Source organism: Hansschlegelia beijingensis (assembly GCF_014196425.1).
Lineage (GTDB): Bacteria > Pseudomonadota > Alphaproteobacteria > Rhizobiales > Methylopilaceae > Methylopila > Methylopila beijingensis.
This window is the reverse complement of sequence record NZ_JACIDR010000001.1, coordinates 584966-596293: the sequence shown is the minus strand read 5'-3', so window position 1 is coordinate 596293 and position 11328 is coordinate 584966. Positions and strand designations below refer to the sequence as shown.

The window sequence follows — 11328 nt, the reverse complement described above, 5'->3', positions numbered from 1 at the left end:
CTTCGCCTGCGGCGGCGCTGATCCGGGTTCCGCCTCCACCGCCACGTTCGCAGGCGCCGCTTAAGCGAACGCTAAAAAGCGCGATTTTACAGGCGCCGGGCATCAACCTTCACGCGCAGGCCGCGGCGCGGCCGCAACACTTTACGGAACCTTTCCAGCTCCTTTCAAAAACATGAAACCATCTGAGACATTTGCCGTTTGTGGCTTCAACGGCGGTTAGTGCGGCCGTGCTAGCTTGATGGATGTCGCCCGGCCAGCGCCGCCGGACGCCGTGGTCACGAGAGGCTGCCCGCCATGTTCTTCCTGTTGCGCATCGCGTTCTGGCTCTGCGTCCTCGCGGTCTTTCTGCCGATCGGCGGCGGAGGCGGCGACGGTCCGAACGAGAAGGAGCGGGCCTCGATCGACGCCCTGTCGGCGCTCGCGGCGGCCGGCGCCACCGTTTCGGACGTGAGCGGCTTCTGCGAGCGGCAGCCGGACGCCTGCGCGGTCGGCTCGCAGGCGCTCAAGCTGGTGGGCGAGCGCGCCCGCAGCGGGGCCGAGATGCTGACCGGCTATCTGAGCGACGGCGCGAGCGCCCCGAAGGCGACCGCGGCCAGCACGGCGGGAACGCGCGACACGCTGACCGCCACCGACAGGAAGCCCGCCTGGCGCGGCCCCGTCCCGGCCCGCTCGGCCTGACGGCTCGGACTCCCTGCCCCCGGCGCCGCCACGAGCGGCGCTTTTCCTTTGCAGAGCGCCGGCATCCGCACTACCTCGGACGTGACGAGAGGGCGTGATGAAGATCGACGAAATCCTCGAAGGCTTCGAGTTCATCGACGACTGGGAGGAGCGCATCCGCTACCTCATCGAGCTCGGCCGCGAACTGGAGCCGCTGCCCCCGGAGGCGCGCACCGCCGCCAACAAGGTGCAGGGCTGCGCCAGCCAGGTCTGGCTCGAGACGACCATCGGCGACGGCGCCGATCCGGTGCTCACCTTCAGGGGCGACAGCGACGCCCATCTGGTCAAGGGGCTCGTGGCGATCACGGTCACGCTCTATTCGGGCCGCACCGCCAGGGAGATCCTGAAGACGGACGCCGGAGAGGTCTTCGACCGCATCCAGCTGCGCGAGCATCTCACCCCGCAACGCTCAAACGGGCTTCGCTCGATGGTGGAGCGCATCAAGCGCGAGGCCGCCGCGGCGGCAGGCGCGGAGACCGCCGCGGCGGCTTCCTGACGATCAGGCCTGCGGCTCGGCGCCGTCGATCGTGGGCCGGCTGTCCGCCGTTCCCCACCTGACGATACGTCCGGGCCTGTCCGGCGCCGGTTCGTCGGGCGCGTAGCCGTAGTGCCGGGCGAGCCGCGACAGCGCGAGGCCGAGCACCAGCTTGGCGCCGCGCGCCGGCCAGCCGCGATCCCGCTCCACCTCCTCCATCCCTTTCAGGAAGCAGCACACGTCGAGCAGCGCGCCGGAGAGCTCGGGGCCCACGGCCTCGATGGCGCGGCGCACCCGATCGCGCGCCGCCATCGCGTGGTCCGAAAGCTCGGCGCCCGCCCCTGCGCCGCCCCGCCTGCCGCGCGACACTGACGCCTCCCAGTTCGCGGTGACGCGCGGCGTCATCTGACCGCGCGTGAAATCGGCCCGCAGCCGCTCGCCGGCCGCCACCTCATGGGGGGCGAGCAGCGGTTTGCCGTCCCGCCCCTTGCGGCGCGCCAGCCAGCCCAGCGGGCTCTCGTCGAGATCGACCAGCGCGCTCTCGAAGCCGCCGCCGCCGTCCGCCGGAACCGAGCGCCGGCCGAGCGCGCGGTGCTGCGCGAGAAAGCCGCCCTGCGCGCGGGCGAGCCGCGCCGCGCCCTCCGCGGTGGCCACCAGCCCTCCCTCCCCGCTGACCCGGACAAGGCCGCGGCTCTCGAGTTCGGCCGTCGGCCCGGCCGGCGCCGAGCGCAACCCGGCGCGGCCCGCGGCCATGACCCTGCCGAGCAGCCTCATCCCGGCGGCCGACACCGCCGCCCCCTCGTCCCCACCCGCCTTGCGTCTCGCCATGCGCGCCTCCCGCTTTAGGACAGAAAACTTGCATAGGATTTTTTTCTTGTCCAGCGACACAAAGCTCCGCATGCTCCCCGGCGACCTGGAGGAGAGCGCGATGAGGCCGGAACAGGATGGACGACGCGTCGTGGCGGAGCTCGGGCGGGGACGCTCGCCGGGCTTGGATTCGGCGCTGCGAGCCGCGGCGGAGCGCGGCCTCGCCGCGACGACGCGCGCGACCGGGGACTATGATCGGCGCCTTGCTCTCCCGCGTCTCATCGGGCTCGACCCCCGGGAGCTCGCGGAAGACGGGCCGGCGCTTCGTCGCCGGATCGTGACGCGGCTTGCGCAGGCGCTCCGAGCCGAGCGACGGCGCGGCCGCGCCGGGCACTGGACCTACGATCTCAACCGCCATATCGCCCTGCTGCAGGCCCTGCAGGCGGAACAGGACGGACGACGACCCGCCGCCGGGAGATGACTGAGCCCTCGGCCGGACGTGCGCTTCAGGCGCAAAAAAAGCCGCCCGGAAGGGGCGGCTTTTTTCGAGAGGCGGGCAGTTCGAGCTTCAGCGCCCGCGGACGCGCTGCTGGCCGAGGCCCATCTTCTTGGCCAGCTCCGAGCGGGCGGCCGCATAGTTCGGCGCCACCATCGGGTAATCGGACGGCAGGCCCCACTTCTCCCGATATTCCTCGGGCGACATGTTGTACTGCGTCCGCAGGTGACGCTTGAGCGACTTGAACTTCTTACCGTCCTCGAGGCAGACGATGTAGTCCGAGGTCACGGACTTCTTGACCGGGATCGCGGGCTTGAGCGCCTCGGCGGCGGGCTCGGCCGCTCCGGTCGACATGCGGGTGAGCGCTGCGTGGACCTCGTTGATCAGCCCAGGCAAGTCAGCCGATGCGACCGAATTGTTGCTGACATAGGCAGACACGATGTCTGCCGCGAGCTCGATATAGTTCGACGTCGTGGCGGTTTCGCTCATGGAGATCCCGTTCCGTGAGTTTTGTTGAAAACTGTCGGCCCAGGCGACCGGCCGGGCCTGTGAGATAATATCAGCGCGCCCTTGTGGACTGGCGGCGGCCGCGAGCTTTATGGATCCGGCCGGCGGGAGTCATTGTGAAATAGACAATCACCCATGTCGGCGCAAGTTCTCGGGGACGTTCTCAACTGCTTTTGTTTGCGCCCCATCGCAATGACTGTAGCGATTACCGGCGCTTCCTAGAAGCCGACCAACCAATTTCGGCTCCGGCGAAATGCCGCACAGCTCGCCGTCGGCCGGCGAAGCGGTCCTGTTCTTGCCGAAGCGTCCCGCCAAAACTACGGTCCCGGCGTTCTGCGACGCCAAGTCGCTCCGGTAAACGGCGAAAGAAAGGCGGGCATGACCCTTCCGGCTCAGACACCCGAACGTCGCGACCCCACGCCGGCCCGGGCGGAGCGGCGGCCGTTCGCGCGCGAGATCCACGGCGTCCGGCTGGAGGACCCCTACGCCTGGCTCAAGGCCGAGAACTGGGCCGAGGCGATCCGCCGGCCCGAGGTCCTGCCGGCGGACATCCGCGCCTACCTGGACGCCGAGAACGCCTATGCGGCGGCGCTGCTGGGTCCGCTCGAGCCGCTTAAGACGAAACTCGTCGGCGAAATGCGCGGCCGCATCAAGGAAGATGATTCGACGACGCCCTCGCCGGACGGCCCGTACGAATACGCCGTCCGCTATCGCGAGGGCGGCCAGCACCCGCTGATCGTCCGCCGGCCCCGCGGAGCGGAGGCGGAAGCGGAGCGCACATTGCTCGACGGCGACGCTCTGGCGAAAGGCCACGCCTTTTTCCAGCTCGGCCACTGGCGCGCCTCGCCGGACCACGCGCTGCTCGCCTGGAGCGCCGACGACAAGGGCTCGGAGTTCGACACCATCCGGGTGAGGGACCTCGAAACCGGCGCGGATCTGCCTGACGAGATCCCGAGCGCAACCGGCGCGACCGTCTGGGCGGCCGACGGACGGAGCTTCTGGTACGTCCGGCTCGACGAGCGGCACCGCGCGCTCGAGGTCTATCGCCATCGCCTCGGGAGCCCGGTCGAGCAGGACGAACTGGTCTTCAAGGAGCAGGATCCCGGCTGGTTCGTCGGCGTCGAGGAGACGCGCTCCGGCGCGTTCTGCGTCATCACCGTCTCGGACCACGACACCAGCGAGGCGCATCTCATCCCGCGCGGCGCGCCCGAAAGCCCGCCGCGCCTGGTCTGGCCGCGCCGCACCGGCGTCCGCTATGAGCTCGACCATCACCCTGATCTCGACGGCCGCTCGACCCTCGTCATCCGCACCAACGCGGACGGCGCGGTCGACTTCAAGCTGGTCGCCGTCGCGGCGGACGAGCCGGCGGGCCCCGCCCGCGAGATCCTGCCCCACCGGCCGGGGACCTACGTGCTCGACCACGCTGTCACGGCGCGTCACCTCGTGCGGCTCGAGCGGGTCGACGCCGTGCCCCGGCTGGTCGTCCGCACGCTCGCGGACGGCGGCGAGCACGAGATCGCCTTCCCCGAGGAGGCCTACGCGCTCGGCTTCGACGCCGGCCGCGAGTTCGACGCCGATCGCACGCGCTTCACCTACTCCTCGCCGGCGACGCCAGCTGAAGTGTGGGACTACGACATGGCGACGGGGGAGCGCCGGCTGCGCAAGCGCCAGGAGATTCCCTCCGGCCACGACCCGGCCGCGTATGTGACGCGCCGGCTGACCGCGACCGCGCCGGACGGCGCGCAGGTGCCGGTCACCGTGCTGCACCGGGCGGGTCTCGCGCTCGACGGCTCCGCGCCGTGCCTGCTCTACGGCTACGGCGCCTATGGCATCTCGATCCCGGCCGGGTTCTCCGGCGGCAGGCTGTCGCTGGTCGATCGCGGCTTCGTCTATGCGATCGCACATGTCCGCGGCGGGACCGAGAAGGGCTGGGGCTGGTATCTCGACGGCAAGCTCGAGAACAAGCCGAACACCTTTTCGGACTTCATCGCCGTGGCGGAGCATCTCGCGGAGGCCGGCTTCACCTCCTCCGGCCGGATCGTGGCTCATGGCGGTTCGGCCGGCGGCATGCTGATGGGCGCGATCGCCAATCTGCGGCCGGACCTGTTCGCAGGGATCATCGCCGACGTGCCGTTCGTGGACGTGCTGACCACGATGCTCGACGACACGCTGCCGCTGACGCCGCCCGAATGGCCCGAATGGGGCAATCCGATCGAGGACCCGGAGGCGTTCCGGCGCATCCGGAGCTACAGCCCGGTCGACAATGTCGGGCCGCGTCCCTATCCGGCGATCCTGGCGCTCGCAGGCCTCACCGATCCGCGCGTCACATACTGGGAGCCGGCCAAATGGGCGGCGCGGCTGCGCGACGCCACGACCTCCGACCGGCCGATCCTGCTGAAGACCAACATGGACGCCGGCCATGGCGGCGCCGCGGGCCGGTTCGACCGGCTGGAGGAGGTCGCGCTGTCCTACGCCTTCGCGCTCTGGGCCGTCGGAAAGGCCGAAGCGGAGCCGGCCGCCGCTACCGCCTGATCGGCGGCGCGCCCTGCTCGAGCTCCGCGAGCGCGGCGTCGAGCGGGTCCTCCGAGACGCGATCGGCGGGGCTGACGGTGACCGGCGGCGCCTCCTGAGGCTCTCCGCCGAAGCGCGGCCGATCGTGCTCCGCCGAGGCCGCCGCCGGCGCCGGCTCGTCTTCCTCCTCGGGTTCGTCCGCGGGGTCGAACACCCCGCCGCGCGCGGCCAGCACCGTCCTGCGCAGATCGTCCACCGAAGCGAAGCGGCGGCGGCCATGCGGCGATTCCGCCTCGACCGAACCGTCGTCGAAGAAACGGTAGGTCACGCCCTTGAGCTCGCCCTCCCGGACGAGCCGCGGACCAGCGGTCTGCGCCTCCGGCTCGACCGCGGGATCCGCCGCGACGGAGGCCTCGGTTTCGGTTTCGGTTTCGGTTTGGGCTTCGGCCTGCGGCGCGATCGGCGCAGGCTCCGGCGCGGGCTCGCCGAGCCTCGGCTCGACCCGCTCTCCGCGCGCCCGGGCCTCGCGCCGCTCGCGGGCGCGGATCAGCCACTCGGGCGGCGCCGCGCGCTTCTCGTTCGGGGCAGGATCTGACGCGACCTCCGCGGCGGCCGTGGGCTGCTGCGGCGCGGGCTCCTCGACCGGCGCGGGCTCCGGCGAACCGGCGCTCTCGTCAGCCTGGACCTCGACCGCCGGCGCAGCCGCCGGCGCGGCTTCGGGTTCGGGGACGGGCTCGGGGGCAGGCGCCGGCTCGACCTCGATCTTCTCCGACGCTTCGGGCGCGGGGTCGCGCTCCCGGACGACGGCCTCGGGCGACGGCTCCGGCCGGGGCGGCTGGGGCGCGGTCACCCCGCCCAACGCCGGCGCGACCACCACCGGCGGCTCGAACGTCGCCGAAGCCGCCGCGGCCGCCTGGCGTTCCCTTGCGCGCTTGCCCTTCCCGGGGCGGGGCTCCACGGCTACCGGCGGCTCCACACGGACCGCTACCGGCTCCGGCGCAGGCGCCGGCCGGGGGACGGGCCGCTCCACCTCGGGTTCGGGCGCGGCCGCGACCACGGGGTCGGGCTCGGAAGGAGCGGCGGCCGGGGCGGGCGCCCTCGGCAACGGCCGGGGCGGCGGCGGGGGGCTGGGCCTCCGGCGGCGCGAAAGCACGCCATCCAGCCAGCCGGCCTCGCCCTCGCGCCCGCCGGCGACGCGGGCGACGATTCGGCCGAATCTCTGGATCGCGCCGGTCACGGCCCCAAGGCCGATCGCCAGCACGCCCGACCCGGCGAGCCGGGTCGCGATGTCGAGCGTCGCGAAGGCGTCGCCCTGCAGCAGCATGACGCCGCTCCAGGCCAGCAGGCCCGCTCCGAGCAGGTACAGGACGACGGACATGGCTATGGCGGCCTCGCGAGGTGTCTGCTCTTGCGTCTGTCTCGACCCGTGATGGTTACCGGCCGGTGAAGCGACCGCTGATCAGCAGCGGCGTTGTCCCCAAGGGCCGACAAGCATATCTAACGCGGGCGACCTGCCGCTGCACGCGGAGCTTCGTCACGACTCGCGGCCCAGCGGAACGCCCATCTTTCACGTGGAGATTTTCGATGGCCTTCGAGCTTCCGGACCTGCCCTACGCCTACGACGCTCTGCAGCCTTATATGTCCAAGGAGACCTTGGAGTTCCATCACGACAAGCATCACAACGCCTATGTCGAGACGGGCAACAAGCTGCTCGCCGGCTCCGGCCTTGAAGGCAAGTCCCTCGAAGAGGTGGTGATCGGCTCCTACGGGAAGAACCAGGCGCTGTTCAACAACGCCGGCCAGCACTTCAACCACATCCATTTCTGGAAGTGGATGAAGCCGAACGGCGGCGGCGCGATCCCGGGCTCGCTCGAGGCCAAGATCAAGGAGGACCTCGGCGGCGTCGAGAAGTTCAAGGAGGACTTCATCGAGGCCGGCAAGGGCCAGTTCGGCTCCGGCTGGGCGTGGCTCGCGCTCAAGAACGGCAAGCTCGAGGTGATGAAGACCCCGAACGGCGAGAACCCGCTGGTGCACGGCGCGACGCCGCTGCTCGGCGTCGACGTCTGGGAGCACTCCTACTACATCGACTACCGCAACCGCCGTCCCGACTACCTCAAGGCGTTCATCGAGAATCTGGTGAACTGGGAGTATGTCGAGGAGCTGTACTCCAAGGCGAAGTGATCGTCGCAAGCGACTGATCCCGCGGGGCCTTCGGGCCCCGCTTTTCGTTTGGAGCGCCCCCTCAGGCGTCGAGGATCGCCTGGGCCACCAGCAGCGCGTCGCGATTGGCGCGCACGTCGTGGACGCGGAACATCACCGCGCCCTGACGCCAGCCGAGCACCGAGGTCGCCACCGTACCGAACACCCGCTCCTCCGGCCGGCGTTCGAGGATGTGCCCGATCAGCGATTTGCGCGAGGTCCCGAGCAGCACCGGAAAACCCATGGCGACGAGCGCGTCGACCCGCCTGATGGCGATCAGGTTCTGGGGGATCGTCTTGCCGAAGCCGACGCCCGGATCAAGCGCGATCGCGGCGTCCGGGATCCCAGCCTTCTGGGCGATCTCGACCGAGCGGCCGAGAAACCGCTTCATGTCCTCGACGATGTCGAGCGCGGGATCGACCTCCGTGCGGTGATGCATCACCACGACCGGGGCGCCGTGCTCGGCGGCCACGCGGGCGATGTCCGGATCGCGCTGCAGGCCCCAGACGTCATTGACGATTTCGGCGCCGGCCTCGAGCGCGGCGGCCGCCACCTTGGCCTTCATTGTGTCGATCGAGATCGGCGTGTCGACCGCCACCCTCACGGCGCGGATGGCCGGCACGACGCGGCGGATCTCCTCCTCGGCGTCGACCGCCTGATAGCCCGGCCGGGTCGACTCGCCGCCGATGTCGATCACGTCGGCGCCCTCCTCCGCCATCGCGCGGGCGTGCGCGACCGCGTTCTCGACGGCCGCGAAACGCCCGCCGTCGGAAAACGAATCCGGCGTGACGTTCAGGATGCCCATGATGCGCGGGCCGCCGGCGCGATCGAACAGGCGGGCGGCGGAGAAGGCGGGCTTGGACGAGCCGTCGGACATGCGGAACCCGGGCGCTAGGATGGCGAGCGGCAGACCATCAGCATGATTTCGCCGCCGGAAGAAGCCCCGCGGGCGATCAATAGGTCAGCGTGACCGGCAGCGCCTTGGCGCGCTCGATCCATTTCGCCAGCAGCTTTTCCGACGGCGGCGCGTGCACGATCCTGCGCGCCTGGTTCAGCCGGGCCACCGCCCGGGCGAGATTGGCGGGATTGCGGTTGCGCAGGTCCGGAACCGTGTCGACGCCCGCGGCTTCGAGCAGCACCGCGTAGTCGAGCGCGACGCCCGGCACGCGGGTGAGATCGGCGATGTTCGCGAGCTTCAGGATCACCGTGTCGTCGAGCCCGGCGGCGGCCGCGAGCGCCTTGCGGCCTTTCGGCGTGCTGGCCTTCTCCAGAAGCGTCGCCGTCGTCCGCACCCGCACGGCCTTCAGCTTCGCGATGACCTCCGGCCCGACGCACCCAACCTCGGAGACCGGATAGGACATGCGTCGCCCCTCCTGCGCGGCATGGTGATCGGCCCGAGCCCAATGCTATGCGGGCCATGCGAACGCGCAGGCAGGAACGCCGCGCGAGGCGGCGTTCCGGTCAGATGAAGGCTTCGAGCCCCGGCACGGCCCCGACGATGCGGCCCGTGGTCTCCTCCCCGACGGCATCGCGCGAATAGGCGAGCATTTCACGCGTCACGACCTGAACCTCGCCGCCCGAGAGGCCGGCGGCGGTCAGCGCGTGATAGGCCGCCATCGCGCCGAAGCCCGGGTAGCCGGGGGACTCCGCCGCCTCCGCCCTGCCCTCGTCGAGCACGGAAGCGGCGCCCGGGATCGCGTCCACCAGCTCCTTCACGGCCGCCGGAGGCGCCTCCTTGTCGAGGAAAACCAAGATGGTCTTGACCGCGGCCGCAGCCTTGGCGCGGTCGATGTGAGCGGCGTTGGATAGCCGGTTCACCAATTCGTCCATGCCTGTCCCCTCCGTTCGGCGGCGCAGTTTAGGGGTCGGTGGTCCCATGACAAGCGGCCATTGGAAGGAGGCCCGCTTGGTTCGCTCCGCCCGCCGTGGCAGGCTCGCGCCTGACGGGCGAAGGACGAGGCCGCATGGCGGAGAACGGCAAGATCTTCATCGGGACGAGCTTCGACTCCCATGGCGCGCGGGTGAAGGCGGAGGAGCTCGAGCTGCGGCTCGCCAACCGGCACGGTCTGGTCACCGGCGCAACCGGAACCGGCAAGACCGTCACCCTGCAGGTCCTCGCCGAAGGATTTTCGCGCGCCGGCGTCCCGGTGTTCGCCGCCGACATCAAGGGCGATCTCTCGGGCGTCTCCCAGATGGGCGAGCCCAAGGACTTCCTGGTGAAGCGCGCCAGGGAGGTGGGCCTCGAGCCCTATCAGAACAGCGCTTTTCCGGTGGCGCTGTGGGACCTGTTCGGCGAGCAGGGCCATCCGATCCGCGCCACCGTGTCCGAGATGGGGCCGCTGCTGCTCGCGCGCCTGATGGGGCTCAACGACACCCAGGAGGGCGTGCTCAACATCGTCTTCCGCGTCGCCGACGAACAGGGCCTGCTGCTGCTCGACCTCAAGGACCTGCAGGCGCTGCTCGGTTACGTGGCGGAGAACGCGGCGACCTTCACGACCAAATACGGCAACGTCGCCAAGGCCACGGTCGGGGCCGTCCAGCGCCAGCTGCTGGTGCTGGAGCAACAGGGCGGCGGCAAGTTCTTCGGCGAGCCGGCGCTGTCGCTGAACGACCTCATGCGCACGGCGCGAGACGGCCGCGGCGTCATCAACATCCTGGCCGCCGACAAGCTGATGGCGAGCCCCAGGCTCTACGCGACCTTCCTGCTCTGGCTGATGTCGGAGCTGTTCGAGGAGCTGCCGGAGGTCGGCGACCCCGACAAGCCGAAGCTCGTGTTCTTCTTCGACGAGGCGCATCTGCTGTTCGACGAGGCGCCCAAGGCGCTGATCGACAAGGTCGAGCAGGTGGTGCGGCTGATCCGCTCCAAGGGCGTCGGCGTCTATTTCGTCACGCAGAACCCGATCGACGTGCCGGAGACGGTGGCGGGGCAGCTCGGCAGCCGCATCCAGCACGCGCTGCGCGCCTACACGCCGCGCGACCAGAAGGCGGTCAGGGCCGCGGCCGAGACCTTCCGGCCGAACCCCGACCTCAAGACCGCGCAGGTCATCACCGAGCTCGGCGTCGGCGAGGCGCTCGTCTCGACGCTCGAGGGCAAGGGCGCGCCGACCATCGTGCAGCGCACGCTGATCGCGCCGCCGGCGGGCCGCATCGGCCCGGTCACGCCCGAGGAGCGCAAGGCGCTGATCGCGTCCTCGCCGGTCGCCGGCCGCTATGACATCGCGATCGACCGGGACTCCGCCTACGAGATGCTCGCGCGAAAGGCGGAGACGACAGTCGCGGCCGATCAGGCGGCGACGCAGGCGGACGCGGGCGGCGAAGACCTGCTGGGCGGCCTGTTCAAGACGGTCTTCGGGGCCGGCGCAGGCCGCAAGGGGACGCTGACGCCCGGCCAGCGCGTCGCCCGCGAGGTGACCCGCACCATCGTCAACCGCACCGCCGGCGACGTCGCGGCCTCCGTCGGCAAGTCGGTCGCCGGCAGCCTCGGCGGCTCGCTCGGCCGGGCCGTCGTGCGCGGGGTGCTCGGCAGCCTGATGCGTCGGTAGATCTGGGCCGCGCGAGCGAGGCTCCACATCGGGGCCGGTTTCGTCCATACCGCGCCACCTTGCGCCCTTCGCCA

At 70.8% G+C, this 11328-nt stretch carries 12 protein-coding genes; 6 read left to right on the top strand and 6 right to left on the bottom strand.

Features of this window, described 5'->3' with window-relative positions; genetic code table 11:
* Window positions 1-294 precede the first annotated feature (294 nt).
* A complete protein-coding gene (locus tag GGR24_RS02660; RefSeq protein WP_183393738.1) occupies window positions 295-678 on the top strand; it encodes a DUF5330 domain-containing protein in 384 nt (127 codons plus the stop codon).
* A gap of 97 nt (window positions 679-775) precedes the next feature.
* Window positions 776-1213 carry a SufE family protein gene (locus tag GGR24_RS02655; RefSeq protein ID WP_183393737.1) on the top strand — a complete coding sequence of 146 codons (438 nt, stop codon included), beginning with the start codon at window positions 776-778 and terminating at the stop codon, window positions 1211-1213.
* A 3-nt stretch (window positions 1214-1216) separates the two neighbouring features.
* Here GGR24_RS02655 and GGR24_RS02650 read toward each other — a convergent pair whose 3' ends face one another.
* Window positions 1217-2020: a DUF6456 domain-containing protein gene (locus GGR24_RS02650; protein WP_183393736.1), complete on the bottom strand. Its 804-nt coding sequence runs from the start codon at window positions 2018-2020 to the stop codon at window positions 1217-1219.
* A 46-nt stretch (window positions 2021-2066) separates the two neighbouring features.
* Here GGR24_RS02650 and GGR24_RS02645 point away from each other — a divergent pair, with 46 nt between their 5' ends.
* Window positions 2067-2480, top strand: a complete 414-nt coding sequence (locus GGR24_RS02645) for a DUF6477 family protein (RefSeq protein WP_246397913.1) — start codon at window positions 2067-2069, stop codon at window positions 2478-2480.
* Window positions 2481-2567: 87 nt separating this feature from the next.
* Here the strand turns inward: GGR24_RS02645 and GGR24_RS02640 are convergent, their stop codons facing one another.
* The gene (locus tag GGR24_RS02640; protein ID WP_183393735.1) at window positions 2568-2984 is read right to left on the bottom strand and encodes a Ros/MucR family transcriptional regulator; all 417 of its coding nucleotides are present in this window, start codon (window positions 2982-2984) and stop codon (window positions 2568-2570) included.
* Between the two features lie 396 nt (window positions 2985-3380).
* Here GGR24_RS02640 and GGR24_RS02635 point away from each other — a divergent pair, with 396 nt between their 5' ends.
* Window positions 3381-5534: a S9 family peptidase gene (locus tag GGR24_RS02635; protein ID WP_183393734.1), complete on the top strand. Its 2154-nt coding sequence runs from the start codon at window positions 3381-3383 to the stop codon at window positions 5532-5534.
* On the opposite strand, the gene GGR24_RS02630 is transcribed toward GGR24_RS02635, so the two are convergent.
* Window positions 5524-6891: a hypothetical protein gene (locus GGR24_RS02630; RefSeq protein WP_183393733.1), complete on the bottom strand. Its 1368-nt coding sequence runs from the start codon at window positions 6889-6891 to the stop codon at window positions 5524-5526. The genes GGR24_RS02635 and GGR24_RS02630 overlap by 11 nt on opposite strands.
* Before the next feature lie 206 nt (window positions 6892-7097).
* On the opposite strand from GGR24_RS02630, the gene GGR24_RS02625 reads away from it, so the two are divergent.
* Window positions 7098-7694 carry a superoxide dismutase gene (locus GGR24_RS02625; protein WP_183393732.1) on the top strand — a complete coding sequence of 199 codons (597 nt, stop codon included), beginning with the start codon at window positions 7098-7100 and terminating at the stop codon, window positions 7692-7694.
* A gap of 61 nt (window positions 7695-7755) precedes the next feature.
* Here GGR24_RS02625 and folP read toward each other — a convergent pair whose 3' ends face one another.
* From folP to GGR24_RS02610, 3 genes are all read right to left on the bottom strand, one after another.
* Entirely contained in the window at window positions 7756-8589 is an 834-nt protein-coding gene (folP, locus tag GGR24_RS02620; protein ID WP_183393731.1) for a dihydropteroate synthase, read from the bottom strand.
* Window positions 8590-8665: 76 nt separating this feature from the next.
* Complete coding sequence (locus GGR24_RS02615) at window positions 8666-9073, bottom strand: DUF4332 domain-containing protein (protein ID WP_183393730.1); 408 nt, start codon at window positions 9071-9073, stop codon at window positions 8666-8668.
* A 100-nt stretch (window positions 9074-9173) separates the two neighbouring features.
* A complete protein-coding gene (locus tag GGR24_RS02610; protein WP_183393729.1) occupies window positions 9174-9542 on the bottom strand; it encodes a hypothetical protein in 369 nt (122 codons plus the stop codon).
* Window positions 9543-9676: 134 nt separating this feature from the next.
* Between GGR24_RS02610 and GGR24_RS02605 the strand changes: the two genes are divergently transcribed.
* The gene (locus tag GGR24_RS02605; protein WP_183393728.1) at window positions 9677-11254 is read left to right on the top strand and encodes a helicase HerA-like domain-containing protein; all 1578 of its coding nucleotides are present in this window, start codon (window positions 9677-9679) and stop codon (window positions 11252-11254) included.
* The last annotated feature ends 74 nt before the right edge of the window (window positions 11255-11328 follow it).

Excerpts from the sequence above, each read along its gene's own strand:
- GGR24_RS02640 (WP_183393735.1), bottom strand. The coding sequence starts at position 2,984 with ATGAGCGAAACCGCCACGACGTCGAACTATATCGAGCTCGCGGCAGAC.
- GGR24_RS02635 (WP_183393734.1), top strand. The coding sequence starts at position 3,381 with ATGACCCTTCCGGCTCAGACACCCGAACGTCGCGACCCCACGCCGGCC.
- GGR24_RS02660 (WP_183393738.1), top strand. The coding sequence starts at position 295 with ATGTTCTTCCTGTTGCGCATCGCGTTCTGGCTCTGCGTCCTCGCGGTC.
- folP (WP_183393731.1), bottom strand. The coding sequence starts at position 8,589 with ATGTCCGACGGCTCGTCCAAGCCCGCCTTCTCCGCCGCCCGCCTGTTC.
- GGR24_RS02615 (WP_183393730.1), bottom strand. The coding sequence starts at position 9,073 with ATGTCCTATCCGGTCTCCGAGGTTGGGTGCGTCGGGCCGGAGGTCATC.
- GGR24_RS02625 (WP_183393732.1), top strand. The coding sequence starts at position 7,098 with ATGGCCTTCGAGCTTCCGGACCTGCCCTACGCCTACGACGCTCTGCAG.
- GGR24_RS02655 (WP_183393737.1), top strand. The coding sequence starts at position 776 with ATGAAGATCGACGAAATCCTCGAAGGCTTCGAGTTCATCGACGACTGG.
- GGR24_RS02630 (WP_183393733.1), bottom strand. The coding sequence starts at position 6,891 with ATGTCCGTCGTCCTGTACCTGCTCGGAGCGGGCCTGCTGGCCTGGAGC.
- GGR24_RS02605 (WP_183393728.1), top strand. The coding sequence starts at position 9,677 with ATGGCGGAGAACGGCAAGATCTTCATCGGGACGAGCTTCGACTCCCAT.
- GGR24_RS02610 (WP_183393729.1), bottom strand. The coding sequence starts at position 9,542 with ATGGACGAATTGGTGAACCGGCTATCCAACGCCGCTCACATCGACCGC.
- GGR24_RS02650 (WP_183393736.1), bottom strand. The coding sequence starts at position 2,020 with ATGGCGAGACGCAAGGCGGGTGGGGACGAGGGGGCGGCGGTGTCGGCC.